This window comes from Paenibacillus swuensis, from assembly GCF_001644605.1.
GTDB lineage: Bacteria > Bacillota > Bacilli > Paenibacillales > DY6 > Paenibacillus_N > Paenibacillus_N swuensis.
This window is the reverse complement of record NZ_CP011388.1, coordinates 3,955,835-3,980,210: the sequence shown is the minus strand read 5'-3', so window position 1 is coordinate 3,980,210 and position 24,376 is coordinate 3,955,835. Positions and strand designations below refer to the sequence as shown.

Annotated in this window: 28 protein-coding genes; 23 read left to right on the top strand and 5 right to left on the bottom strand. The window is 46.7% G+C overall.

The window, feature by feature from the left end:
* The first annotated feature begins 56 nt into the window (after positions 1–56).
* The 6 genes from SY83_RS17785 (at position 57) to SY83_RS17760 (ending at position 7,309) form a co-directional block, all read left to right on the top strand.
* Entirely contained in the window at positions 57–1,634 is a 1,578-nt protein-coding gene (locus tag SY83_RS17785; RefSeq protein WP_068608968.1) for an ABC-F family ATP-binding cassette domain-containing protein, read from the top strand.
* Positions 1,635–1,782: 148 nt separating this feature from the next.
* Complete coding sequence (gene chrA, locus SY83_RS17780) at positions 1,783–3,000, top strand: chromate efflux transporter (RefSeq protein ID WP_068608966.1); 1,218 nt, start codon at positions 1,783–1,785, stop codon at positions 2,998–3,000.
* A gap of 162 nt (positions 3,001–3,162) precedes the next feature.
* Complete coding sequence (locus tag SY83_RS17775) at positions 3,163–3,495, top strand: WGxxGxxG family protein (RefSeq protein ID WP_068608963.1); 333 nt, start codon at positions 3,163–3,165, stop codon at positions 3,493–3,495.
* A gap of 160 nt (positions 3,496–3,655) precedes the next feature.
* Positions 3,656–4,768 carry a sugar ABC transporter substrate-binding protein gene (locus SY83_RS17770; RefSeq protein WP_068608961.1) on the top strand — a complete coding sequence of 371 codons (1,113 nt, stop codon included), beginning with the start codon at positions 3,656–3,658 and terminating at the stop codon, positions 4,766–4,768.
* Between the two features lie 64 nt (positions 4,769–4,832).
* The gene (locus SY83_RS17765; protein ID WP_068608959.1) at positions 4,833–6,326 is read left to right on the top strand and encodes a sugar ABC transporter ATP-binding protein; all 1,494 of its coding nucleotides are present in this window, start codon (positions 4,833–4,835) and stop codon (positions 6,324–6,326) included.
* Positions 6,323–7,309 (top strand): ABC transporter permease, encoded by a 987-nt coding sequence (locus SY83_RS17760; protein WP_068608957.1) that lies wholly within the window; start codon positions 6,323–6,325, stop codon positions 7,307–7,309. The genes SY83_RS17765 and SY83_RS17760 overlap by 4 nt, the downstream gene beginning before the upstream one ends.
* A 52-nt stretch (positions 7,310–7,361) precedes the next feature.
* Here SY83_RS17760 and SY83_RS17755 read toward each other — a convergent pair whose 3' ends face one another.
* From SY83_RS17755 to SY83_RS17740, 4 genes are all read right to left on the bottom strand, one after another.
* On the bottom strand, positions 7,362–8,237 hold the full coding sequence (locus tag SY83_RS17755; RefSeq protein ID WP_068608955.1) for a pentapeptide repeat-containing protein: 876 nt from the start codon (positions 8,235–8,237) through the stop codon (positions 7,362–7,364).
* A gap of 160 nt (positions 8,238–8,397) precedes the next feature.
* A complete protein-coding gene (gene cysW, locus SY83_RS17750; protein WP_068608953.1) occupies positions 8,398–9,279 on the bottom strand; it encodes a sulfate ABC transporter permease subunit CysW in 882 nt (293 codons plus the stop codon).
* Between the two features lie 13 nt (positions 9,280–9,292).
* Complete coding sequence (gene cysT / locus SY83_RS17745) at positions 9,293–10,138, bottom strand: sulfate ABC transporter permease subunit CysT (RefSeq protein WP_068608951.1); 846 nt, start codon at positions 10,136–10,138, stop codon at positions 9,293–9,295.
* Between the two features lie 19 nt (positions 10,139–10,157).
* The gene (locus tag SY83_RS17740; protein WP_068608949.1) at positions 10,158–11,228 is read right to left on the bottom strand and encodes a sulfate ABC transporter substrate-binding protein; all 1,071 of its coding nucleotides are present in this window, start codon (positions 11,226–11,228) and stop codon (positions 10,158–10,160) included.
* Between the two features lie 503 nt (positions 11,229–11,731).
* Between SY83_RS17740 and SY83_RS17735 the strand changes: the two genes are divergently transcribed.
* The 5 genes from SY83_RS17735 to SY83_RS17715 all read left to right on the top strand — a co-directional run bounded on the left by SY83_RS17735 (position 11,732) and on the right by SY83_RS17715 (position 16,042).
* Positions 11,732–12,748, top strand: a complete 1,017-nt coding sequence (locus tag SY83_RS17735) for a sulfate ABC transporter substrate-binding protein (protein ID WP_068608947.1) — start codon at positions 11,732–11,734, stop codon at positions 12,746–12,748.
* A 116-nt stretch (positions 12,749–12,864) separates the two neighbouring features.
* On the top strand, positions 12,865–13,686 hold the full coding sequence (locus tag SY83_RS17730; protein ID WP_068608945.1) for an alpha/beta hydrolase: 822 nt from the start codon (positions 12,865–12,867) through the stop codon (positions 13,684–13,686).
* Between the two features lie 11 nt (positions 13,687–13,697).
* The gene (locus SY83_RS17725; RefSeq protein ID WP_068608943.1) at positions 13,698–13,895 is read left to right on the top strand and encodes a YezD family protein; all 198 of its coding nucleotides are present in this window, start codon (positions 13,698–13,700) and stop codon (positions 13,893–13,895) included.
* A 114-nt stretch (positions 13,896–14,009) separates the two neighbouring features.
* On the top strand, positions 14,010–14,696 hold the full coding sequence (locus SY83_RS17720) for a response regulator transcription factor (protein ID WP_068608941.1): 687 nt from the start codon (positions 14,010–14,012) through the stop codon (positions 14,694–14,696).
* A complete protein-coding gene (locus SY83_RS17715; RefSeq protein ID WP_068608939.1) occupies positions 14,693–16,042 on the top strand; it encodes a sensor histidine kinase in 1,350 nt (449 codons plus the stop codon). The genes SY83_RS17720 and SY83_RS17715 overlap by 4 nt, the downstream gene beginning before the upstream one ends.
* Before the next feature lie 85 nt (positions 16,043–16,127).
* Here SY83_RS17715 and SY83_RS17710 read toward each other — a convergent pair whose 3' ends face one another.
* Positions 16,128–16,616: a C40 family peptidase gene (locus SY83_RS17710; RefSeq protein ID WP_407944636.1), complete on the bottom strand. Its 489-nt coding sequence runs from the start codon at positions 16,614–16,616 to the stop codon at positions 16,128–16,130.
* Positions 16,617–16,857: 241 nt separating this feature from the next.
* Here SY83_RS17710 and SY83_RS17705 point away from each other — a divergent pair, with 241 nt between their 5' ends.
* The 12 genes from SY83_RS17705 (at position 16,858) to SY83_RS17650 (ending at position 24,320) form a co-directional block, all read left to right on the top strand.
* On the top strand, positions 16,858–17,718 hold the full coding sequence (locus tag SY83_RS17705; RefSeq protein WP_068608935.1) for a carbon-nitrogen hydrolase family protein: 861 nt from the start codon (positions 16,858–16,860) through the stop codon (positions 17,716–17,718).
* A 3-nt stretch (positions 17,719–17,721) separates the two neighbouring features.
* Complete coding sequence (locus tag SY83_RS17700) at positions 17,722–18,399, top strand: GNAT family N-acetyltransferase (protein WP_068608934.1); 678 nt, start codon at positions 17,722–17,724, stop codon at positions 18,397–18,399.
* Between the two features lie 3 nt (positions 18,400–18,402).
* Complete coding sequence (locus tag SY83_RS17695; protein WP_068608932.1) at positions 18,403–19,098, top strand: GNAT family acetyltransferase; 696 nt, start codon at positions 18,403–18,405, stop codon at positions 19,096–19,098.
* A gap of 39 nt (positions 19,099–19,137) precedes the next feature.
* A complete protein-coding gene (locus tag SY83_RS17690; protein ID WP_068608929.1) occupies positions 19,138–19,872 on the top strand; it encodes an AzlC family ABC transporter permease in 735 nt (244 codons plus the stop codon).
* Positions 19,863–20,192 (top strand): AzlD domain-containing protein, encoded by a 330-nt coding sequence (locus SY83_RS17685; RefSeq protein WP_068608927.1) that lies wholly within the window; start codon positions 19,863–19,865, stop codon positions 20,190–20,192. Before SY83_RS17690 ends, SY83_RS17685 begins: the two co-directional genes overlap by 10 nt.
* A gap of 77 nt (positions 20,193–20,269) precedes the next feature.
* Complete coding sequence (locus tag SY83_RS17680; RefSeq protein ID WP_068608925.1) at positions 20,270–21,055, top strand: TIGR00266 family protein; 786 nt, start codon at positions 20,270–20,272, stop codon at positions 21,053–21,055.
* A 33-nt stretch (positions 21,056–21,088) separates the two neighbouring features.
* Positions 21,089–21,922, top strand: coding sequence for an MBL fold metallo-hydrolase (locus tag SY83_RS17675; protein ID WP_068608924.1), 834 nt, complete (start codon positions 21,089–21,091; stop codon positions 21,920–21,922).
* A gap of 326 nt (positions 21,923–22,248) precedes the next feature.
* Positions 22,249–22,671, top strand: a complete 423-nt coding sequence (gene fosB / locus SY83_RS17670) for a metallothiol transferase FosB (RefSeq protein WP_068608922.1) — start codon at positions 22,249–22,251, stop codon at positions 22,669–22,671.
* A 33-nt stretch (positions 22,672–22,704) separates the two neighbouring features.
* Positions 22,705–23,118 carry a hypothetical protein gene (locus SY83_RS17665; protein ID WP_068608920.1) on the top strand — a complete coding sequence of 138 codons (414 nt, stop codon included), beginning with the start codon at positions 22,705–22,707 and terminating at the stop codon, positions 23,116–23,118.
* Between the two features lie 123 nt (positions 23,119–23,241).
* On the top strand, positions 23,242–23,523 hold the full coding sequence (locus tag SY83_RS17660) for a GRAM domain-containing protein (RefSeq protein ID WP_068608918.1): 282 nt from the start codon (positions 23,242–23,244) through the stop codon (positions 23,521–23,523).
* Positions 23,524–23,548: 25 nt separating this feature from the next.
* Positions 23,549–23,932, top strand: coding sequence for a zinc ribbon domain-containing protein (locus SY83_RS17655; protein WP_231891291.1), 384 nt, complete (start codon positions 23,549–23,551; stop codon positions 23,930–23,932).
* Between the two features lie 19 nt (positions 23,933–23,951).
* Complete coding sequence (locus SY83_RS17650; protein ID WP_231891290.1) at positions 23,952–24,320, top strand: GNAT family N-acetyltransferase; 369 nt, start codon at positions 23,952–23,954, stop codon at positions 24,318–24,320.
* Positions 24,321–24,376 lie beyond the last annotated feature (56 nt).

The following is a 24,376-nucleotide window of genomic DNA, read 5'->3' as shown; positions in this document are numbered from 1 at the left end:
CTAAAATAATCTATTGTGATGTTATATTATTTCGGAATAAGGAGCAGGACATAATCATGAGTTTGTTAACTGTTGAAGAGCTTTCCCATACATTCGGGGATCGCGTGTTGTTTAAGAACGTTTCCTTCCGCCTGCTGGCCGGGGAACACGTAGGATTAGTAGGAGCGAACGGGGTGGGGAAATCTACCTTGATGAATATATTGACAGGCAAGCAACTGAAGGACAGCGGCAGGGTGGAGTGGACTCCGCGTGTGGAATACGGCTATCTGGATCAGCATACGAAGCTGGAAGCCGGGAAAACCGTCCGCGACGCGCTGAAGGAAGCATTCTTGCCGCTCTTGGAGCAAGAGAAAGAATTGATGGTAATTACGGAAAAGATGGGTGACGCCACACCTGAAGAGCTTGAAGTATTGTTGGAGCAAATGGGCGATATTCAAGAGCGTTTGGATGCCAGCGGATTCTATATGCTTGACGTGAAAGTGGAAGAGATGGCGAACGGACTCGGGTTGAATGCCATCGGTCTGGACCGCGACGTCACTGCACTGAGCGGAGGACAGCGTACCAAGGTATTGCTCGCCAAACTGCTGTTGCAGAAGCCGCAGGTATTGTTGCTGGATGAGCCGACCAACTATCTGGATGTGGAACATATTCAATGGTTGACTCACTATCTTAAAGACTATCCGTTTGCCTTTATTCTGATCTCTCATGATACTGAATTTATGAATGGCGTAGTCGACATTGTCTATCATTTGGAATTTGCTAAGATGACCCGTTACGCAGGAAATTATGAGAAGTTCTTGAAGATGGCGGACATTAATAAGAATCAACATATCGACGCGTATGAGAAGCAGCAGGAATTCATCAAGAAGCAAGAGGACTTCATCCAGCGTAATAAAGCGCGTTATTCCACGTCGGGACGAGCGAAGAGCCGTGAGAAGCAGCTGGACCGTATTGAACGGATTGATCGTCCTGAAGAAGCGATGAAACCAACCTTTAACTTCAAGGAAGCCCGTGCGAGCGGACGCGCCGTGTTTGAATGCGAAGATATGGAAATCGGCTACACTTCGGCGTTGTTGCCTAAGATGACCCTGCAAGTGGAGCGCGGCGATAAGATTGCTATAGTCGGCTGTAACGGCGTAGGTAAATCTACATTGCTGAAAACCATTCTTGGGAAAATTCAGCCGTTCAGCGGCAAAACCTACATGGGTGATTATCTGTTTCCGGCTTACTTTGAACAAGAAGTGAAAGCAGGCCATTTGACGCCGATTGATGATGTTTGGAACGAGTTTTCGTTCATGAATCAACATGAAGTTCGGGGTGCGCTGGCGCGTTGCGGGCTGAAGAATGAGCACATTACCAGACCGCTTAATGCACTGAGCGGCGGCGAACAAGCGAAAGTTCGTCTGTGCAAGCTGTTAATGAGAGAAAGCAATTGGATCGCGTTCGATGAACCTACGAACCATCTGGACGTTGTCGCCAAAGAAGAACTGAAACGCGCATTGAAGGAATACAAAGGCACGATTCTTCTGGTATCTCACGAACCCGACTTTTACGAGGATTGGGTTACCAAAACATGGAATGTGGAAGATTGGTCTGAAACCAAGAAGAGCGGCAAGGGTATCACAATTAAATAATTTTAAATTTCTAATATTATATGTAGCGGCCTGCGGGCCGCTTTTTTTGTCTTTTGACAAAAAAATAATATAGAGAAAACAAATCTATAAGTAAATTGTGATAATATTTATTTTTGAATATAAATTTATATGTGTTCACGAGGTAATTATGAAAACTAATCGTACGAAGACAAGCGGAGATGTATTCTGGACGGCGCTCAAGCTGGGCTGTACATCCTTCGGGGGACCAACGGCGCACTTGGGTTATTTCCGTGAGGAATATGTAATCCGCAAGCAATGGTTGAAGGAGAAAGAATATGCGGATTTAGTGGCGTTATGCCAGTTTCTTCCCGGCCCCGCTTCCTCGCAAGTCGGGATGGCCATTGGTATGAAAAGAGCGGGATTATGGGGAGGCTTTCTCGCTTGGCTTGGTTTTACATTGCCTTCAGCCCTTCTGCTGTTCGTGTTTGCGACCTTGCTTAGTACCTATTCATGGTCATCTGCCGGCTGGCTGCAGGGACTCAAAATCGTGGCGGTGGCCGTAGTTGCTCAAGCCGTCTGGGGGATGGCGAAGTCACTTACCCCGGATCGATCAAGACAAAGCATTGCCTTAATGGCTGCAGTCATGATACTAATCATCCCTCAAGCATGGATGCAACTGGCAGTCTTATCTTGCTCCGGCTTGGCAGGTTGGTTTTTATACAAACAAGTTCCAACAAACGAACGTGTTGACGTTCACTTGGAGAATGATTCAACAATTTACTCAGTCGGCCAAAAGGTAACTTGGAGCTGCGGAATCATTTTTATCGGTCTTCTGATTGTTTTGCCCATAGCGGCAGTCATTTATCCTTCTTTGTGGCTCCAGACTGCAGCCGCTTTTTATCGTATAGGCGCGCTGGTCTTCGGTGGAGGCCATGTTGTACTGCCCCTGCTGCAAGAAGTTACTGTGGACCAGGGGTGGATTCTTGATGAAACCTTTCTTGCAGGCTATGCCGCAGCACAGGCGGTACCAGGTCCTTTATTCACTTTTGCGGGGTTCATTGGAGCTTCCATGAGCGATTTCAGCATCCTGTCCGCTGCAGGTTTCAGCGCAACGGCTCTTATGTTTATATTTGCACCATCCTTTCTGTTAGTAGCCGCATGCTTGCCGTACTGGGACAGGTTGCGTACTCAACCGCATGTACAAAAGGTTCTAGCCGGTGTAAATGCTGGGGTCGTCGGGTTATTGCTGGCAGCTTTGTACGATCCCATTTGGACAGGCACGATGCATACACCTGTTCATATAAGTATAGGGATGGTGTTGTTTGGTCTTCTCACCTTTTGGAAGGCGCCTCCCTGGCTGGTTGTGCTGTTAGGGGCCTCAGGAGGCGCTCTGTTGTTTGGGTAATATGTCACTTGAAAGGAGACATCGGCTTAGCCGGTGTTTTTTTTGATTCCACAAAAGAAACTGGATAAATCTGATTATCGACGGGGGCATAATCTTTCGTGCTCAGGTGACAATATAAGACGTAACAACCTATTCGACACAACAGAAAGGAGCCTCTCACTCATGAAAAAACGCGCATTGGCAACAGTAGCTCTTGGCCTTACGCTGCTTACAGCCGTACCTGCTATGGCTGAAGAATCCGCAGCAGGCATGGGCACTACAGGTACGAACAGCACAATGAATGGCGGCACATCCACGTACGGTACGAACAGCAACAACTACGGTACTAACGGTTCTGGTATGGGCATGGGCACGTACGGTACGAACAATAACAACTACAGAACAAACGCAACAACCGCAGACGACAACGATACGGACTGGGGTTGGTTGGGTCTGTTAGGTTTGTTGGGCTTGGCCGGTTTGAGAAACCGTAAAGACAATAAAGACCGTATGTAGTCTTACCGCCGTCCGTTTTCTCTTCGGAGAAGACGGGCTTTTTTTAGTTTATTGGGAATAGTGAAAAAATAATTGACGAGCTCTTCGATTAGGTGCTACTATAATTTTAATTCCAACTATACATATAGGGATTATAAGATAGAGAGGGGAAAGGGTTCATATGAAGTTTTCATTATTGAAAAGTTTTAAATTTGCATCTCCCGTGATTTTAGCGGCAGCACTTCTTGTAGGTTGCGGTAACAACAAAACAGGCGACGCCGGATCCAGTAACGGAAATGCGACGAAAGAAGCAACGATTACCGTTGAAAAGACTGCCGAGGAAAACGAATTAGCCGGTAAACGAATCGCGCTCGTCATGCAGTTTAACACAGGAACTTTCTCGGCGCAGTATGTGCAAGGCGTTAAATCCCAGGTGGAAAAGCTAGGCGGGGAAGTTCAGGTATTTGCTTCTGACAACGACTTAGCAAAGATGTCTTCCAATCTTGATGCGGCCGTTAACCAGCATTTTGACGGAATCCTTCTGGATCATGGTACAGCTCAGGCATTGCAGGCCGGTGTGCAGAAAGCTATCGATGCTAAAATTCCGGTCGTTTCCTTTGATTCCGATTTAAAGGTGCCTGACGTTACGGTGCTTGAACAAGGGGATCAGCAGATGGCGGAAATGTCCTTGAATAAACTTGCGGAAGATATCGGCAACAAAGGAAATATTGTAAAAATATGGGTTGCCGGCTTTGCCCCGATGGAAAGACGTCAATTGGCTTATAAAGCATTCATGGAAGCGCACCCCGACATAAAGGAAGTTGCTGCATTCGGAACCGTTAGCAACAACACCGCGCTGGATATCCAGGCTCAAATGGATGCGGTGCTGAAGCAGTACCCCAATAAGGGGGATATCGCCGCGGTATGGGCATCGTATGATGAATTCGCTAAAGGCGCGGCGAGAGCCATTCAGGCGGCCGGCCGGGATGAGATTAAGATATACGGTATCGATTTAAGCGACGAAGATTTAACCATGTTACAGGATCCCAAGAATCCTTGGGTAGCTTCCGCAGCTGTCGATCCGACCGACATTGGCCGGATTCAGGTAAGATATCTGTATCAGAAGCTTCATGGCGATACAACGGAAGATAAGATTGTACTGGAACCCGTGTTTGTGTCTCGTGATCAATTGCCGTCGGAACCGGTGACAACGGAAACGCTAAGCGAACATGTTCCAGGTTGGGGCGGGAGCGAGCAAGGATATACGGATTGGTTGAAAGAACTGGAACAATAAATGAATTTTGCTATCTCACCGGAGATACCTTCGGTGAGATTTTTCATGAAGGAGAGAGAACATCATGTTATTAATGCGAGGAATCATGAAGTCCTTTTCCGGTGTCACTGCCTTGGATAATATACATTTTGAAGTGAAGCCGGGCGAAATTCATGCTTTGTTAGGTGCGAACGGAGCCGGTAAAAGCACGTTAATGAAAATCTTGACCGGTGCCTATGCATTTGATCAAGGGGAACTCTTGTTAGACGGAAAGACTTTGACTGTTCGCAATCCTCAGGATGCCATTCAAAGCGGTATTCAATGTGTCTACCAGGAAGTGGATACGGTTCTCTTTCCAGAGTTAACCGTGACGGAGAACATCATGCTGGATCGGTTTACGAATGGAGGAGTGACATGGGTAAATTGGAGGGCTCTTGAGAAAGAGGCAAGCCGTATTCTTGCTTCGGTTGGTTTATTTACACCGGTTGGCAGAAAAGTAAGCGAGCTTTCCTTGTCGGAGAAACAACTGATTCTCATCGCACGAGCGGTTGCGCAGCAAGCGAAGATTGTTGTCTTTGACGAGCCTACGGCACCGCTCAGCTTAAGTGAAGCGGAACGGTTGTTCCACTTGATGCGGAAGCTCAAAGACGAGGGTGTTGCGTGTATTTTCATCACGCATCGGCTGCCCGAGGTGTTCGCGGTATGCGACCGCATCACGGTTATGCGCGACGGGCGGGTCATCTCAACCCGCAACGCCGCCGACACGAGCATTCCAGCAGTGATTGCCGATATGCTGGGCAGGACCTTCGGGGAGGAATTCCCGAAGAGGTCCGTGCCCATCGGCGGCGTACTGCTCGAGGCGCAAGGGCTTCGCCGCGGAACCCGGGTCCGCGGCGTGAGCCTGGCGGTGCGAGCCGGCGAAATCGTCGGCATCGCGGGCCTGGTCGGCGCCGGGAAGTCGGAGCTTTCCCGGCTGCTCTTCGGCGCGGACTCGCCGGACGGCGGCACGATCCGCTTGCGCGGCAAGACCCTCCGGCTGAAGCAGCCGCATGATGCTGTGAAACACGGCATTGTGCTGGTGCCGGAGGAACGCCGCAAGGAAGGGATCCTGGCCTACGAGTCCGTAGGCGCGAACCTGACGCTGCCGACGCTGAGCCGGCATAGCGTGCTGGGCTTCGTTCGCCGCAGCCGGGAGAGGCTGACGGCGAACGCGCTGGTTGCGCGCCTCGGCGTGAAGACGCCGGGCTTGAACCAGTTGGTTGCCCGTCTGAGCGGGGGCAACCAGCAGAAGGTCGCGGTCGGGAAGTGGCTTCCGACCGAAGCCAACGTGTTCCTGTTCGACGAACCGACGAAAGGCGTCGATATCGGCGCCAAGCAGGACATGTTTCGTTTGATCGGAGATCTGGCCGCGGAAGGAAAGGGCGTAATCTACTTCTCCTCTGAAATTCAGGAGATTACGGGCATCGCGGATCGTATTCTAGTCATGTGTGACGGCCGAATCGTGAAAGAGCTCAGCAGGGAAGAAGCTACGCAAAATACCATTCTTTATTACGCAAGCGGCGGAGGAGAAGAAAAGTGAAAGAGAAACTGTTAGACTTTACATTTCGATACGGAGCGCTGATCGTCATTGCCGGTGTACTCCTGTTCTTTACCACACAATCCCCTTATTTTATGACTTATAATAACATTACCGATATTTTGCGCTCCATTTCCATAGTAACCTTTGTGGCTATCGGCGTTACGTTCTCTCTGATCGTGGATGGCTTCGACCTTTCAGTCGGTTCTACAGTTTCCATATCAACCGTAGTTGCGGCTTCCTTAATGGTGTGGTATGAACAACCCCTGTGGATCGTGCTCATTGTGCCTGTCTTGGTGGGGTTACTGATTGGGTTCATTAACGCATTGCTGATTGTAAAAATTAAGATACCGGACTTATTGGCAACGTTGGCTGTTATGTATATCATTAACGGGATTCATAAAACCTTTACGGAGGGCTATTCCATCTATGATCATATGAATCGAGCAGACGGAACGGTATCTCCGGGTGCATTCACCGAGAGCTTCAAGTGGATCGGTCAGGGGAAATGGCTCGGCATACCGGTGCCCGTTCTGCTGATGATAGTCGCTGTCGCAGTTGTGCATATTTTTCTGAAATACACGACGCTTGGCCGTCAAATGTACATCACCGGCGGAAATCGGGAAGCCGCTCGTTTATCCGGCATTCGGGTGGACCGCATTCGATTATTGGCGTACTTATTATCGGGAGGCTTCGCGGGGATTGCAGGAATTCTGTTTGCGGCGCGTGTAGGAACAGGGCAGATCGACGCCGGCGCCCCATTGCTTATGGAAGCTGTGGCGGCTGTATTTGTTGGGTTTTCGGTGTTAGGGGCTGGCAAGCCTAATGTAATCGGCACTTTTTTTGGCGCCGTGCTGATTGGGGTTTTGTTGAACGGACTGACGATGTTAAATCTGCAGTATTTTACGTTTGATATATTTAAAGGAGCCGTATTGGTATTTGCATTGGCGATTACCTTTGTTCACTTGAATCGCAAAAGGGTGTAATCAGATACTCTAAAGCTTTAAAAAAAGAGCTGTGGTCCTATGCGACAGCTCTTTAACATCCCGTCCAATGGGGTGGATGAATCAATCTCAGGGGCAGTTTCGTGCTTGAATCTCCCTTAGCCGAGTTGACTTGAGCTTGTGTAAGAAACATACTACGGGTCAAGTCCGCTCCGCTAAGATCGGAGTCTCGGAAATCAGCTCCGATGAGATCCGCGGATCTCAAATCGGCTTCTCTTAAATCGGAGGCAATGAGGTAAGCTCCTCGAAAATTTACGCCTCTGAGATCGGCCCCCTTTAGCTTGGCACCAATTAAATCAGCTCCCCGGTTATACGACTTTCGGCGACCACCGTTGGTTCCTTTCAATGATTGTAAGGCTTCAGTTCGTACGATCTCGCTTGTCCCAAGCAAGAGTTGATTAACCTTGATGCGGTGCGTATTAAGATCCAAGAGAATAATCAACTCCGGTTCAAGCTCTGTCAGCCGTAGCGTTTCAATGAGCGCTTCATTGAGCTCTTGCTGAATCGGACGGGCCAAAGAAAACGTTAAGGCATCGGTTAAATACCAGAGCAGCTCATGTAACTCTTTCATTACAGGAAAGACTTCAAACATTTGTTTCGCGATTTTCGTATCTTGGTGCCAATCTTGTCCGGCATAAGTCTTCTGTGAAACTTGTTGTCCCGCGCCGAGGCAGTCAAATACCGTACATCCCCGAAGTCCTTGTTGTCTGAGGTTATTGTGTACACCGCAACGAAAGTCTGATTGTAAATTCGTACAGGGCTGCCCCGCAGCTTTATCCATCGCGAAATCCGTGGATGCGGCGAAAGCAAGCGCTACACAACATAATCCGAAACAGTTCTCACAATCAGCTTGTAAATGGCGTCCGTTATTAACGGTAAGGTAGTTTACGACTGGGCTCTGCTCGGACATGGTACACCTCCAAATTGATTTTACGAATCCTTTTATGGTAGTACCGATTGATATTTCCGTCAATAGTCCGTCAATAATCCGTTAATATTCGAAACCATCTGGTCGTTACCAAGCAAAAAAAGCGTCCCGCCAAGTAGCGAGAACGCTTTACATCAGTGATTTACTCTTTCACCATCATTTGCTGTTCGTGCTTCCATTCCACGATCGACTTAATAATCAATGTGACCAATGCCAATGCAACAAGCAGGGACGCTACCGCAAACGAAGCCGTGAATTGATATTCGTTGTATAGAATCTCAATGTGCAACGGCAACGTATTGGTCATGCCGCGGATATGGCCGGAAACGACGGAGACGGCGCCGAATTCGCCCATGGCACGAGCGTTGCACAGAATCATACCGTATAACAATCCCCACTTGATATTAGGGAAGGTGACACGCCAGAAGATTTGCCAACCTTTAGCGCCCAAACTTGCGGCCGCTTCTTCTTCTTGGGCGCCTTGCGCTTGCATCAAGGGAATTAACTCCCTTGCGATGAAGGGGAAGGTGACGAAGATTGTCGCTAACACAATACCCGGAAGAGCAAATACGATTTGAATATCATTGTTCTCAAGCCATGGTCCGAAGAAACCGTTGGAGCCGAACAAGAGAATGAAGATCAAACCCGATATCACGGGGGATACGGCAAACGGAAGATCAATTAATGTAATTAATAAGTTTTTGCCTTTAAAGCTGAACTTGGTAATCGCCCAAGCTGCGGCAACACCGAATACCGTATTAAGCGGTACAGCAATCAAAGCAACAATTAATGTCAACTTTAAGGCGGACAATGCGTCGGCTTCCGTTATGGAGGCGATATAAACCTCGTAGCCTTTTTCGAAAGCCTCAAATAATACCGCCAACAAAGGAATTACAATCACCAGGGTCATAAACAACAAAGCAACCGTAATCAGGATTGCCCTTGTAATACGTGATTCGGAAATATGGGGAGGCCGCTCGACTTTGCTGCCTCCGCCTAAACCGGAAGATACTGCTCCCGCCATAATCGAACGCCTCCTATTCCTTAATCATACGACGACTGCTGCGCCATTGTAAGTAGTTTGTGAACAGCAATAAAACAAAGGAGATTACCAGCATAACCAGAGCTATCGTTGTCGCGCCCACATAATCAAACTGTTCAAGTTTTGACATGATGAGAAGGGGGGCAATCTCCGTTTTCATGGGCATGTTACCGGAAATAAAAACTACAGAACCATATTCCCCAATACCGCGGGCAAATGCCAGGGCAAACCCGGTAATCAAGGGAGGAAGCAACTCGGGAAAGATAACCCGCGTAAACGTTCTGAACCGGTTTGCGCCCAGGATAACGGACGCTTCTTCAATTTCTTTATCGAGTTCCTGCATGACGGGCTGTACTGTCCTTACGACGAAGGGCAATCCGATGAACATCAGTGCAATCGTGATGCCGATAGGAGTGAACGCCACTTTAACGCCCAGCGGTTCCAGCAGGGATCCGATCCATCCATTCTGGGAATAAATCGTAGTGAGTGCTATACCGGCAACGGCTGTTGGTAAGGCGAAGGGAAGATCGACCAATCCGTCGATAATTCGCTTACCCGGGAAGTTATACCGGACAAGCACCCAAGCCACCAGTAAACCGAATACGGCATTGACGGACGCTGCCGCAAAGGAAGTCAAGAAACTGACTTTGTATGCGGCAACGACTCGTGCATTGGTAGCGGTCTCCCAGAATTCAGCCCAACTGATTCCGGCTGTCTTAATAAAGATCCCTGCAAGGGGGATGATGACAATTAAGCTTAAGTATACCACTGTAAAACCCATGGAAATGCCGAATCCGGGTAATACACTGCGCCCCTTAGCTGGCTTTACTGCTGCTTTCATAGCGGTTCACTCCTGCCGTTTACTGTTTCGTATAGATTTCGTCGAACGTCCCGCCGTCATCGAAGTGGGTCTTCTGTGCTTCAGCCCATCCGCCGAAATCCGTGTCCACATTCACCATAGGAATGTCCGGGAACTGTTCCTTATATTTCTCCAATACCGAGGCAAGCCGCGGGCGGTAGAAATTCTGTGCTTCAAGCTCCTGCGCCTCTTCTGTATAAAGGAATTCCAGGTACGCCTCGGCAACTTCTCGAGTCCCATTCTTATCTACATTCTTATCTACTACGGCGACCGGCGGCTCCGCGAGAATACTGATGGAAGGGTAGATAATTTCAAATTTATCTTCACCGAATTCCTTCAGGGATAGGTACGCTTCATTCTCCCAGGTAATCAGCACATCGCCAAGTCCGCGTTCAACGAAAGTAGTAGTAGAAGCGCGTGCTCCGGAATCTAGTGTTTCAACATTGTTAAACAAGCTCTTCATGTATGCTTTGATCTGCGCTTCGTCGCCGTTAAATTGCTTGGATGCATAGCCCCAGGCCGCTAAGTAGTTCCAACGGGCTCCGCCTGAAGTTTTCGGGTTCGGCGTCACAACCTTTACATCGTCCTTGATCAGGTCAGCCCAGTCTTTAATTCCTTTAGGGTTTCCTTTGCGGACAAGAAAAGCGATGGTGGAAGTATAAGGAGAAGAATTATCCTGGTACTTCTGCTGCCAGCCTTCTTCAATAAGTCCTTTACTTTGAATGGCGTCGATATCATAACCTAAAGCTAACGTGACCACATCTGCTTTCAAACCGTCAATGACTGAACGACTTTGTTTACCGGAACCACCATGGGATTGGTTAATCTTCACATTCTGTCCGGATTGTTCTTTCCAATAAGCAGCAAACTTGGTATTCACCGCTTCATATAATTCCCTGGTCGGGTCATATGACACGTTCAACAACTCAATATCCCCTTTGGCAGCGGTATTGGAGCCGTTGTTTGTCGCTGGGGAGTTCGCGTTGTTGGTCCCCCCGCAACCCGTTAACACCGTTATAAGGGATAGGGCCAGAGTGCCCGTTACAAACCATTTCGCTCTCGAATTCTTCATTATTCATTCATCTCCATTCATATAGAAGTTCTCGTTAGTAATCCTATAGAAGTCCTTTAAAACAAAAAAACATTTTCCTCCGGTGTGTCCGGTTGGAAAATCAACTAAATCCGATTAGATTAATGGGATTTATGCCTGAAGTGATTGTAACAAGGGCATTCACACAGTGTCAACACTTTTTTATATCACACAACGATACTTATTTAGGAGAGATTTTACGCCCACAACTATATTACTGTATATGCACCCATGCCCGAGTTGTTAAAGGAAAGTTATAAACAGCATAAGAAAAATTTATTTTTAAAACCTAGTTGACACATCGGAATTAATGGAATAATATGGTCACATATCCACCCGACAACAATGAATTTTGCCGACCGGAACGCCGGAGGCCTCTGAGGACCCATTTGAACCAGACTATATACATAGTTTGTTTGTGCGGTAACAGGGGCTATTTGTTTTGCCACAAAAAAAATTAGTTAAGAAAAGGGAGCGTTAAGAACATGAAGAAATGGACAGTATTCACACTTGTAATGGCGTTATTGATTGGCCTGGCGGGGAACGCGTTTGCCGCCCCGGCGAAGAGACCGGCGAAAGTTGAAATTTTGAATGTATCCTATGATCCAACCCGTGAGTTATATGTAGAGTTCAACAAATCATTCGCTTCGTACTGGAAGAAGAAAACCGGTCAAACCGTAACGATTAAACAGTCGCATGGCGGCTCAGGCAAACAGGCGCGTTCTGTCATTGACGGTTTAAAAGCGGATGTGGTGACACTAGCCCTTGCTTACGATATCAGCGCGATTGAGAAGGCGGGCTTCATCAAGCCGGGCTGGCAGAAGAAATTGGCCAAGAACAGCGCTCCATACACATCAACCATTGTGTATCTGGTTCGCAAAGGCAATCCGAAGAAAATCAAAGATTGGAATGACTTGACGAAGGACGGCATTTCCGTCATTACGCCGAATCCGAAGACTTCAGGCGGAGCGCGTTGGAATTACCTCGCCGCATGGGGTTATGCGCAGAAGTTATACGGGAAAGACCAGAAGAAGGTGCAAGGCTTCGTGAAGAAACTGTTTGAGAATGTGCCTGTACTGGACTCCGGCGCACGCGGTTCCACAACAACGTTCGTTGAGCGCGGTTTAGGCGATGTGTTGATTACTTGGGAGAATGAAGCTTACTTGGCGAAGAAAGAATACGGTGACCAATTTGAAATTGTAACGCCGTCTTTAAGTATCTTAGCTGAACCGCCGGTGGCTGTTGTTTCTAAGAATGTGGAAAAGCGCAATACACGTGAAGTATCGACAGCCTACCTGGATTATCTTTATACGGAAGCAGGCCAAACGATTGCCGCGAAAAACTTCTATCGTCCGACCAATGAGAAAGTGGCCGCTAAATACGCTAAACAATTCCCTAAGTTGAACCTGATTACAATTCAAGAGTTCGGCGGATGGGATGTAGCTCAGAAATACCACTTTAATGACGGCGGAACATTTGACCAAATTTATCAACCGAAATAATACATCTATTTAAATAATAGGACCTTTTCTTCATTGACTGAATTCAAATACGGATGTTACTATGTGAATATCTTACTAAAACTATCGGAATTATATTAATTAAAGGAGGGGCTACTATGGAAAGATCTTTATCAATCCAAAGCGAAGGCATTCATCTGGCAGCAACATTACATTATCCCAAGACAAAGGTGGATCGCCGCGAATGTCGCTGGCCCCTCATCATTATATGTCACGGTTTTATCGGCAACCGCATAGGCGTTGACCGCTTGTTCGTGAAAGCAGCCCGTTCCTTGGCGGACAACGGATCTATGGTACTCCGCTTTGACTATGGCGGTTGCGGAGAGAGCGAAGGTGATTACGGTTCCGGCGGAATCGAAACTTTAATCGCTCAGACCAGGGATGTAATTAATTATGGTTTAACGATGGACTGTGTAGATCCCAATCAAGTAACTCTGCTTGGCCATAGTCTTGGAGGAGCCGTTGCGGCAATGACCGCAGCGCAGGACACCAGAGTGAAGACATTGGTTATGTGGTCTTCAGCGGGTTACCTCTATAAGGACATTACTTCAATTATAGGCGAGAAATCATACGACTACGCAAAGCGGCACGGCAGCATTGATTACTGCGGTTACTCCTTTACTCCTGCATTCTTTGAGTCGTTACAACGGTCCAAACCGCTGGAGTCGATAAAGGACTTTAAGGGTGATGTCTATGTTCTGCACGGCAGCAATGATACCATCATTCCTTCTGAATATTGCTTTCTGTACCAACGATTGTTCTGGATGAGGTCATCAGGTCAATGCGACAAAGATATCATCATGGGCGGTGATCACACCTTTTCGGTACTGAAGAGCAGTGATGCCGTTATTGAGAAGACGAACGAATGGCTTTCTTACACGGCGCAGCGCCGTAAGGATTGGAACGACTGGGTCATATAGGAGGAGATACGATGAGTAAACCGCTGGAAATTGATGAGGTTTGGCTGAAGCGAATTATCGCTAATCTGGAAGGGTTGGAGTACGGGTCATTAAATATCACTGTTCATGAAGGAAAGATTATGCAAATTGAACGAACCGAGCGCCGCCGATTTGAACCGGACTCCGCGAATAACGCTTCCGGTAACACACGCTCCTACCGCAGAAATTAACACAACCTCAAAGCCCTGGAATGGCCCGCCGGCCGTTCCGGGGCTTTCCCTTTTAAAAAAGCGGAATGTGGGTAATATATTCAATGATACTTTTCGTAATCGGCGGTGATCGGAATGGCTAACATATTAATTATAGAAGATGAAGACAAGATCGCGAGAATTCTACAATTGGAGTTAGAGCATGAAGGATATCAAGTCCAGGTGGGACAAGACGGAAGAATCGGGCTGGAGCTCGCGGTCAATAACGACTGGGATCTCATTATACTCGACGTTATGCTCCCCGAATTAAACGGAATTGAAGTGCTTCGCAGATTCAGACAGAACAATACAGCTACACCGGTGATGATGGTCACCGCGAGAGACACGATTCCGGAGAAAGTCAGCGGATTCGAACATGGAGCGAACGACTACGTCACCAAACCGTTTGCAATTGAAGAATTGCTTGCCCGAATTCGCAATTTATTGCGATTAGTTCAGCAACAAGGAGTTACTTCACATCTGATTGAAGTGGATGACTTATCCATCGACACCCGAACCAGAAGTGTAATTCGCAGCGGGCGCAACGTAGAGCTCACGCCGAAGGAATTTGATCTGTTGGCTTACCTAGCGGAACGCAGCAATCAAGTCATCTCCAGGGAAGAGATTATATCGGACGTATGGGGTTATGATTTTGTCGGTGATACCAATGTCATTGATGTTTATATTCGTTACTTGAGGCAAAAAATTGATAAAGGCTTTCCGACAAAGCTTATACATACAAGCCGTGGCATCGGTTACTTAATCAAAGGGTCGACACCATGAATTTCCGCAGCCGGTTCGCACTTTTCTCAACACTTTGGTTAATTTTCATCTTGTTGTTGTTCAATATTTTTATTTACTATTTCTTTGTGAATATTTCCACACGCAGTGAATTGCAATTGATGAGGGATAAAGCTTCAACCATATTGAATGTAAAGAATATCGATGTGAAAGAACAATGGAATAAACCTAATTTATTGACGGAATTTCTCGTCTCCAGTGAGATTATTCGAATTATAGGCAGGGACGGGTTGACGAAGAATGAAGTTTTCTCCGATCCGGAATTGGCTGAACATGACGCTGTTTACTCGGCCGTCCGGAACTCGCAGAGCTTTACGAAAGAGAATGTGAAGTACATCTTTGTACAAGCTCCTATTTACAATAGCGCAAGTATACAAGTGGGGACGCTTGAAATCGGTCATAAGTTGTTAAGATTGAATTTTTTCTTGGATTTGTTATTGAAAGCGCTCGTGGTATCCTCCTTATGTGCCGTGATTCTGTCTTTAATCGGGAGTTATTTCTATACGGCTTTATTGCTTAAACCGATCGATTCTTTCGTAAAAACGATGAGAGAGATTCAGAAGTACGGCGAGTTCAGGAAAATCGAAATGACCAACTCTCGCAGGGATGAACTAAACTTACTGGCTCGCGCTTTTAACAGCATGATGGATCGGATTAAAGAGAACTTCTCGCGTCAGAAGCAATTTGTCGCGGATGCGTCTCATGAATTGAAAACCCCGTTAACAATTATAGAAAGTTACACTTCTTTGTTGAAGCGGTGGGGAGGGGATGATCCTCAAATACGGGAAGAAGCTGTCGATGCGATTCAGTCTGAAGCTGCGCGTTTGCGGGAACTAACCAAATCTCTCCTGCAGCTCGCGGATCTGGAGCATGAGGAATGGGTGATCCGGGAATGGATCGACATTGTGAGTGTGGCTGACGAAACATCGGTGATGATGGAGCAAGCCTTCAGACGTTCCATACAGGTGAAATGCGAAGCCAAGAACATCTACATCAGCGGGGATATGGCCAAAATAAAGCAAGTATTCATCATTCTTCTCGATAACGCCATCAAGTACAGTTCAGATCCCATTCTAATTGAAGTTCAGGAGCATCAGCGTTCTTGCAAAATCAAATTTATAGACCGGGGCATCGGCATTGAAACCGAAGAAATACCGAATCTGTTTGAACGGTTTTACCGGATTGATAAAGCCAGGGCTCGAAAGACGGGGGGCGTTGGATTAGGCCTTTCCATTGCAAAACGAATTGTGGAGCTGCATGGAGGATATATCGAAGTGTACAGCACCAAAAATATAGGAACAACGATGGTTGTGAATCTTCCGAAATAGGGAAACCCCCGCCGGTGATCGGTCGGGGGTTATGTCATATAAATGGTGCTTAGATTTTTAATGAATCCAACAATGGAAGCGCTTGCTAGACTACACGTCTCGCTGTTACATAATGCTTCTTCCAATAAGAACTGTTCAGAGACGAATACGTTACGCCAATACCTCTCTTGTACGTGTGAAGAATCTTGTTGTTCCCCGCATAAATCGCTACGTGTGCGACTCTGCCTTTACCGTTGCGTCCCCAGAAGAATACTAGATCACCTTTTTTAAGGTTGGATTTTGCGACTTTGTAACCTTTTTTAGCTTGATCTTTCGAAATTCTCGGAAGAGATACGCCAACCTTTTTGTAAACATGCTTCGTGAAAGAAGAGCAATCAAATGTACGGGTGGATCCTGTAGGAGCGCCGAACTGGTAGTTCACACCTAAGTATTTTTTCCCTATAGAAATGACTTTTTCCCCTCTGGACGTAGCGGCTTCGGCTTGTTGTGGAGCGGCTAAACCTAAGCTTGTCCATCCAATCGCGGCGCAAAGTCCGATACTTGAAATCATACGTACAAATTTGTTCTTGGTAATCATCTAGTTACCTCCTGAGCCTGAATTTCTTATGCAAGATGATGGCCTGATCCCAATATAACAGAATTGAAACATCCTAATTATTTCCTTAGATTGCGCTAACCCAGGCCTGGCAAGGGATTAGGGGGCTCTATTAGAAACAGATGAAAAAATTCTAATCTTTGGTGTGAAAACGTTAATTTTCCCGCTGTAATGCTTTATAATGAAATGAAAAATAAAATGGATGAGAGGATGATCATCTTTGAAACTCAGAGTATCCGCGGTACAATACGCTTTGAGGGATATTGAAAGCTTTGCGGAATTTGCGGAACAAGTGACACATTACATAAAGACGGCCATGGAATTTAATACCGATTTCATATTGTTTCCTGAATTTATTACAACGCAATTGCTGTCCATCCCGAACATTGATGGTTCATCTGTTTCGATTGACGATCTGCCTGGATATACGGATTCCTATCTGGAATTGTTCGGGCGTCTCGCACAGGAATACGACGTTCATCTCATTGGCGGTACGCATGTTATCCGTAAAGAGGATGGAAAGCTTTACAATACAGCGCATTATTTCGGACCAGACGGAAGCGTAGTTGAACAAGCCAAATTACATGTAACCCCTACCGAGAAAGAAGAATGGGATATGTCACAGGGGCACGGACTGCAAGTGTTTGATACGCCTAAAGGCAGAATCGCCATGCTTACCTGTTACGACATCGAGTTCCCTGAAATTGTGCGTATGGCGAAGGCGCAAGGTGCGGATGTCATATTCTGTCCTTCATGCACGGATGATCGCCATGGCTTCTACAGGGTACGCTATTGCTGTCATGCCCGCGCTGTGGAAAATCAAATCTATATTGTCACTACAGGTACCGTAGGAACGTTGCGCAGAGTGGATTTCATGCGTGGTAATTTTGGACAGGCCGCGGTCATTACGCCGAATGATGTGCCGTTTCCGCCCGCCGGTATTCAAGTGGAAGGCATCATTAACGACGATATGATCGTGACGGCTGATTTGGATTTAAGCTTACTTTATGAAGTGAGAGAACGCGGTTCCGTAACGACATGGAGAGACCGGAGAATTGATTTGTATCCGGATTGGAAGTAATTCATGTATAAAGAATTATATGTATTCAGGAATGGCATCCCCATAAAGGCAGTCATTCGAAATTATTCTCCCGATGATTTTGAGGCGTTAATTCAAGTGCAACAAGATAGCTTTCCGCCACCGTTCCCTCAAGATCTGTTATGGAATCCGGAGCAGCTGGGGAATCACACGGAACGATTTCCGGAAGGTGCCATATGTGCCGAGGCGGATGGACGTATTGTGGGTTCGATGACCGCTTTACGGCTCCCCCAGGCCATGTTCCGTCAGAAGCATTCTTGGGATGAAGCAACGGACAGCGGATATATCCGGAATCATGACCCAACCGGAGATACTTTGTATGTTGTGGATGTTTGTGTTACGCCGGCTTATCGCCAAACAGGATTGGGTAAATGGCTGATGCAGACGATGTACGAGGTAACCGTAAACCTGGGTTTGCGAAGGTTGCTTGGCGGTGGACGCATGCCTGGTTATCGCGCTGCGTTTTTAGAAAACGGTATGACCGCTCAGAAATATCTGGAAGCTATCATTCAAGGAGAGCGGAAAGATCCGGTCCTGTCCTATTTGCTGCGATGCGGTCGCATGCCGGTTGAAGTTGTTGAGAACTACCTTGAAGATGAAGACTCATTAAACTATGCTGTATTAATGGAATGGAATAATCCCTTTTGGAAGGAGAATGATTAGACGATGGTAACTCAATCCCAATTAAAGTTTCATAGAATAACAACCATAAACGATCCTTATTTTCGCAAAATGCACAATTTAATGCGCGAGGTGTTCCCGCCGGAAGAGGTGCTGGAGTATTCCTTGTGGGCGGAGCCGTTGGAAGATCCAGGAATCCAGGTGTATGTAGCGATTCTATCCGAAACAGACGAAGTTGTGGGGGCTACGGAATATAGATATTATTCGGGATTTAATGTAGCAATGACCGATTTCACGATTATCGGAAGACCCCAGCTTGGAATCGGCAGATTTCTGTATAAAGAACGTGAACAGGATTTGAAGAGGATGGCCGAAGTTTCGGGACAAGAGCTTCTCGGCATGTTCGCTGAAATCTATGACCCTTATCGCAAGAAAGACCATGAATTCGGAGGCGTAAAACCGATGGATCCTTACGTGCGCAGAGAGGTGCTTTCCCATTTGGGATACCAGCGTCTGGACTTCAGTTATGTCCATCCTTCTTGGGAGAATAACGGTGAAGCCGTAACGGGGCTCGATCTGGGGTTTATGCCTATGCGCGAGGGTATGACATCCCTGCCAGCCTCCCTGGTGGCAGATTTCGTGGACAATTACTATGCGGTATTATCCGCCAAGCCTGAAGCATGGCTGCAAATGATGGAAGGATTAAGGGAAAAGGATGAAGTCGCGCTTCTGCCGCTGTAAGATTAATACATTCAGATTCACCAAGATGAAGGAGTTCAGATGAGTCAATCGAAAGTAACTAAGGATACCTTCGTACGCCCGCTTACGGAAGATCGTTTTGTGCAAGGAGTCCGGGATTGTGTTCCAACGTTACTCGGTTATTTCAGTATTGGAATGGCCGCAGGAGTGGTACAAAAAACAGCGGGTCTAAGTTTAATGGATATTACTATGTTATGCCTGATTTTATATGCGGGATCTGCCCAGTTTATTGCGGTGGGCATGATTACGGCGAGCAGCTCAATCACTGCCATTATGATTACCGTTTTCTTTGTGAATCTGCGTTATCTGTTACTCAGCGCGGCCTTGTCACCTTATTTTAAACATCTGACACCCTTTCGAAATTTGCTGGTTGGATCCCTTGTTACGGATGAAACCTTCGGAGTTGCCATCAACAAGGCCATACATACGCACCGTCTCAGTGAAAAGTGGATGCACGGACTTAACCTCACGGCATATATCAGCTGGTGGGTCGCCAACATGACAGGAGCTTATGTGGGGCAATGGATTGAGGATCCCGAGACATTCGGTCTGGATTTCGCTCTGGCGGGCATGTTTATCGGTATTCTTGCCGTATCCGTCATTAGCAGGAAACGAATCCGAACAGACGTTGCTGTGGGGCTCATCGCTCTTTTTGTAGGAGTAAGCGGCACTTTTCTCCTATCCACTTCGCTCAGTGTAATCGCGGCAACTTTGGTGGCTTCCACGTTAGGGGTGGTAATGGAACGATGGAAATAAATCTTTATGTGTTGTTGGTTAGTCTGGGCACGGCTTTCGTAACCTTGATTCCGAGAGTGGTTCCGCTTGTCGTATTAAGTCGATTGGATTTACCCGAATGGTTTACCCGATGGTTAAACTATGTTCCGATATCCGTCATGGCGGCGCTCATCGGCCAGGAGATTTTTTTGAACGAAGGCGAGCTTGTCCCTTTTCAGCATAATCTAAAACTTTGGGCAGCTTTGCCGACCGTGATTGTAGCCGTTTGGACCCGGAGTTTGGTAGCCACGGTGGTTACAGGGGCCATGGCTTTAATGATCTTGCGATTCTTCATAAGTTGATGGTGAAACGAATTTTCTTTTTGCCCGTAAGTAGAGCATAATCATTAACAGGTAATTTATAGGGAGCTGATTAGAAGATGAATAGTCATGAAATCGATTATGAAATTCACGGGCATGAAATGCAGTTTGTCGAGGTGGAGCTGGACCCGCGGGAGAGTGTTATTGCCGAGGCAGGCAGTTTGATGATGATGGACAGCTCGATTGAGATGAACACGATTTTTGGGGACGGCACCGACAATGGGAAAGGCCTTGTAGGTAAATTGTTTGGCGGTGCCAAGCGTCTGTTAACGGGTGAAAGCTTGTTTATGACGGTATTCACGAATGAAGGTCGGGGGAAAGAGCGGGTTTCCTTCGCGTCTCCTTACCCTGGGAAGATTATCCCTATGGATCTAAGCGAGTTAGGCGGCAAAATTGTATGTCAAAAGGACGCCTTCCTGTGCGCAGCCAAAGGTGTTTCGGTAGGCATTGATTTTCAGCGTAAACTGGGCGTTGGTTTCTTCGGCGGAGAAGGCTTTATTATGCAAAAAGTGGAAGGCGACGGTTTAGCGTTCTTGCACGCCGGCGGAACGATTTATGAACGTACGCTGCTTCCGGGGCAAATGATACGTGTGGATACAGGTTGTTTGGTTGCGATGACTCGTGATGTCCAATATGATATTGAATTTGTCAAAGGGGTCAAAACCGCGATCTTCGGCGGTGAAGGGCTGTTCTTTGCCACCTTGCGTGGTCCGGGTAAAGTATGGATCCAATCGCTGCCGTTCAGCCGACTGGCGGATCGCGTGATGAGCGCGGCCAAGAGTACGGGACGTAAAGAAGAGGGAAGCTTGTTAGGCGGATTAGGCAACCTGCTTGACGGAGATTGATTCAGAAGCGGAATGAAACAGGGGTGAACATCGATGGCAACCGTAACGTTTCTTGGCACCGGAGATTCCATGGGTGTTCCCAGAAGCTATTGTTCTTGTTCCGTATGTGAAGAAGCGAGGACATCGGACGTGAATCGGCGTCTTCGATCTTCGGTACTGATTGAGTTTAATGAAGAAGAGTCTGGGGTTCGGCACGTGGAGTCATCCGCGGATGAACCCATTGACTTCAAAGAAGATAAGATGCTGTTGGACTGCGGACCGGATTTCGGGGCGCAGATGGAAGCGCGAGGGCTGCGCTGGGTGGAACATGTGCTGCTGACGCATCCGCACAATGACCATGTCGCGGGCTTGCCCGAGTATGCGGACGCTTGCCGATGGCTCGGGCACATCGGCCGCGTCTATGCCCCGGCGGACGTGAATGCCGCCTGCAAGGCGCGGTATCCCTGGGTCGATAAATTCATCGAATTTACCGATCTGGATCCCGCGGCAGGCTTCACGTTCGCCGGCTGGGCCATCCGCCCCTGGCGCGTATGCCACGGCAAGAACGGATACGCTTACGCGTACCGTTTCGAGCGCGGCCGCCGGGTGTGGGTGTATTGTTCCGACGCGATCAACCTGTCGGAACAAGAGAAGGCGCCGATGCTCGGCGCGGATTTGCTCGTGCTGGGCACGAGCTTCTACCGGGAGCCGTACGACTTCGCTACACGCTCCGTGTACGATATGATCGAAGGCGAAGCCGTTGTTGCCGAGGTCGGCGCCGCGGCCGCCGTGTTCACGCATATGTCGCACGATGTGGACATGAGGCGTGAGTACCCGCTCCCAGGCCATATTCGCTTGGCTCAGGCCGGGTTGCAGGTGGAAGTATAACGAATTAATCTGACAACTGTGGAAACGCAGTTGTCTTTTTTTGAAAATAGGGATTAATAGGGTGAGTAAGGCTCGCGGGGCCAAACCTACGGTCTTATCGAGAATGTGGTGACACACAGTAAGTATTGAAAGCGAGGATACGGCCGTTTGATTTTGGACGAAGCCTCAGTCATTGCTCAAAAGTTTCATTGCTATAAAATCATGCTGATGACACGATCTAATCGTGAAGAAGTACATCGTTTTTATCAACAAAATCACTATGAGACAGGTCGTAAAACGGCATTTTTAAAGAAATTTTAAAATTACTACAGCAAGGAGATCCTCTCATGCAAATCCAAGGAATAAATCATCTATGTTTCTCAGTCTCCAATTTGTCCGAATCCATTCAGTTTTATGAGCAAGTATTTAACGCCAAGTTGTTAGTGACCGGCCGAAAACTTGCTTATTTTGATCTGAACGGCATCTGGTTAGCTTTAAATGAAGAATCAAATATACCCAGGTCTGAAATTCATTATTCTTACACCCATATCGCTTTTACAGTGACAGAACACGAAATAGCTGCCTGGGTTAATAAACTGGAACAATTGAAAGTACATATCCTTCCAGGCCGGGAAAGGGATAGCCGCGATATGAAATCCATTTATTTCACCGATCCGGATGGACATAAATTCGAACTACATACAGGACAGTTGGAAGATCGAATGGAATATTATAGAAAAGAGAAATTACATATGAAGTTTACGGATTAATGTCATTGAAAACGAAAGATTTGGGAGGTAGACATGTTCCAGTTCAAAAGGTTCACTAAACCATTTTTATATGTTCTGCTTGTTATTATATTGACTTCATGCAGTGAAGCTACTCATCCTGAATATATTCCAGAGTCAAACTTTACGGGTGATCAGCTGGAAATCGTTAAACTTATTAATCTTAGGATGAAATATATTTTTGAAGAGAACAAAGACGAATACGTCAAATTAACTGCCCCCAACAGCCCGGTAAGTAACCCCCCATCATATAAAGTAAAAAAGGTGAAAGTCATGGAAGAGATCCATATTCGTGAACAAAAAAATATTTATGAGGCATCTGTCAGAACAAATGAAGTAACTTTCAACAAAGAAGAAATGACTTATGTTTATGTGTTCTGGAAGGGGAAACAGCCCAATGATACCTGGTTGATCATGGACATAGATTAATTATAAGCAGTAGTTACGCTCATTCATAAATATGGTAAAGTTGTAAAAATGGATAAAAACATCTAATAACCGCTCAGATCGCAATTTCAGCAACGCCTATCCTTGGAAAGAAGGTGTATTTGAATGATTCGTCTGGATGAGTATGAGGAAGTGCTAGTTAGGCAACAAGCAACGTACATTAACAATAAGCACGAACGTGTAGTAGGGGATCTTTATGTGACTTCAAAAAGGGTTGTTTTTGACCCCAAAAACCAGGATCCTGATGGGATGATTCAGATTACTTTGAGCCAAATACGATTCATTGACGAAATAGATTTTTCAAAGTTAATTCATGAGGGAATCGAGATTGTGGTTGATACAGGAGAGAAATACAAGTTTAGTTTTTTAAAACGGGTAGACATCTAAGAACATACAACATGATGAAAGTAGGATGATTAAAGTGATAGAATGTCCATGGTGTAACGAACAAGTGGTGCTGGTAAATCAAATTTGCCCTGAATGTAAACATGAGGTGCTCCCTGAACATATGCAGCCTCAACATGAGAGTGCTTTAGAATATGAGCATGAGTTATCTCTGAAAGATCAAATAATGAACAAGTACAAGTGCGCTAAATGTAAGAACAATGAATGTCTAGTGCAAGAGGTAGCGATGAACGGCACGGGTTTAAGCAAAATATTCGACATTGAACATCACCATTATTTATTCGTCTCTTGTACAAACTGCGGTTCTGTCGAAATTTACAATCCTGATATTCTGCGCGGCCACAAATCGGGCCAAAAGGGAACCGTCTTAGATATATTGTTCGGAGGGTAAGTGACAGGAGGCCGTGTAAATGCATCAAATTAAACCTATGAAAATTGAAGATTATGAACAATCTTTAAATCTCTGGAAACGAACGGAAGGTATGGGATTAAGCGAGGCTGATTCGAGAGAGTCCATTCAGTCTTATTTGGCCCGCAATCCAGGAATGAGCTTTGTGTCTATTGCTCATGAACAAGTAATTGGTTCAATTTTATGCGGACATGATGGCCGAAGAGGATATATTTATCATGTGGCTGTGGATCCCGAATATCGCGGTCTTTCAATCGGCAAGGCGCTAGTGGATTCCAGTCTAGAGCAGCTACGCAATGCAGGAATTATGAAATGTCACTTGATGGTTGTTGAGGCCAATGAAATCGGTAAAAGTTTCTGGGGGGCATAAAGGCTGGCAGAGACGAGACGATATTCTGCTGTTTTCAAAAAACACTTAGTACCATG

Bases quoted from the DNA above. Each gene is read 5' to 3' on its own strand.
- cysW (WP_068608953.1), bottom strand. From the start codon at position 9,279: ATGGCGGGAGCAGTATCTTCCGGTTTAGGCGGAGGCAGCAAAGTCGAG.
- SY83_RS17725 (WP_068608943.1), top strand. From the start codon at position 13,698: ATGAGTAAACCGCTGGAAATTGATGAGGTTTGGCTGAAGCGAATTATC.
- SY83_RS17685 (WP_068608927.1), top strand. From the start codon at position 19,863: ATGGAAATAAATCTTTATGTGTTGTTGGTTAGTCTGGGCACGGCTTTC.
- SY83_RS17720 (WP_068608941.1), top strand. From the start codon at position 14,010: ATGGCTAACATATTAATTATAGAAGATGAAGACAAGATCGCGAGAATT.
- SY83_RS17660 (WP_068608918.1), top strand. From the start codon at position 23,242: ATGATTCGTCTGGATGAGTATGAGGAAGTGCTAGTTAGGCAACAAGCA.
- SY83_RS17765 (WP_068608959.1), top strand. From the start codon at position 4,833: ATGTTATTAATGCGAGGAATCATGAAGTCCTTTTCCGGTGTCACTGCC.
- SY83_RS17775 (WP_068608963.1), top strand. From the start codon at position 3,163: ATGAAAAAACGCGCATTGGCAACAGTAGCTCTTGGCCTTACGCTGCTT.
- cysT (WP_068608951.1), bottom strand. From the start codon at position 10,138: ATGAAAGCAGCAGTAAAGCCAGCTAAGGGGCGCAGTGTATTACCCGGA.
- SY83_RS17665 (WP_068608920.1), top strand. From the start codon at position 22,705: ATGTTCCAGTTCAAAAGGTTCACTAAACCATTTTTATATGTTCTGCTT.
- SY83_RS17785 (WP_068608968.1), top strand. From the start codon at position 57: ATGAGTTTGTTAACTGTTGAAGAGCTTTCCCATACATTCGGGGATCGC.
- fosB (WP_068608922.1), top strand. From the start codon at position 22,249: ATGCAAATCCAAGGAATAAATCATCTATGTTTCTCAGTCTCCAATTTG.
- SY83_RS17675 (WP_068608924.1), top strand. From the start codon at position 21,089: ATGGCAACCGTAACGTTTCTTGGCACCGGAGATTCCATGGGTGTTCCC.
- SY83_RS17770 (WP_068608961.1), top strand. From the start codon at position 3,656: ATGAAGTTTTCATTATTGAAAAGTTTTAAATTTGCATCTCCCGTGATT.
- SY83_RS17650 (WP_231891290.1), top strand. From the start codon at position 23,952: ATGCATCAAATTAAACCTATGAAAATTGAAGATTATGAACAATCTTTA.
- SY83_RS17735 (WP_068608947.1), top strand. From the start codon at position 11,732: ATGAAGAAATGGACAGTATTCACACTTGTAATGGCGTTATTGATTGGC.
- SY83_RS17655 (WP_231891291.1), top strand. From the start codon at position 23,549: ATGATTAAAGTGATAGAATGTCCATGGTGTAACGAACAAGTGGTGCTG.
- SY83_RS17690 (WP_068608929.1), top strand. From the start codon at position 19,138: ATGAGTCAATCGAAAGTAACTAAGGATACCTTCGTACGCCCGCTTACG.
- SY83_RS17730 (WP_068608945.1), top strand. From the start codon at position 12,865: ATGGAAAGATCTTTATCAATCCAAAGCGAAGGCATTCATCTGGCAGCA.
- SY83_RS17695 (WP_068608932.1), top strand. From the start codon at position 18,403: ATGGTAACTCAATCCCAATTAAAGTTTCATAGAATAACAACCATAAAC.
- SY83_RS17700 (WP_068608934.1), top strand. From the start codon at position 17,722: ATGTATAAAGAATTATATGTATTCAGGAATGGCATCCCCATAAAGGCA.
- SY83_RS17715 (WP_068608939.1), top strand. From the start codon at position 14,693: ATGAATTTCCGCAGCCGGTTCGCACTTTTCTCAACACTTTGGTTAATT.
- SY83_RS17680 (WP_068608925.1), top strand. From the start codon at position 20,270: ATGAATAGTCATGAAATCGATTATGAAATTCACGGGCATGAAATGCAG.
- chrA (WP_068608966.1), top strand. From the start codon at position 1,783: ATGAAAACTAATCGTACGAAGACAAGCGGAGATGTATTCTGGACGGCG.
- SY83_RS17755 (WP_068608955.1), bottom strand. From the start codon at position 8,237: ATGTCCGAGCAGAGCCCAGTCGTAAACTACCTTACCGTTAATAACGGA.
- SY83_RS17740 (WP_068608949.1), bottom strand. From the start codon at position 11,228: ATGAAGAATTCGAGAGCGAAATGGTTTGTAACGGGCACTCTGGCCCTA.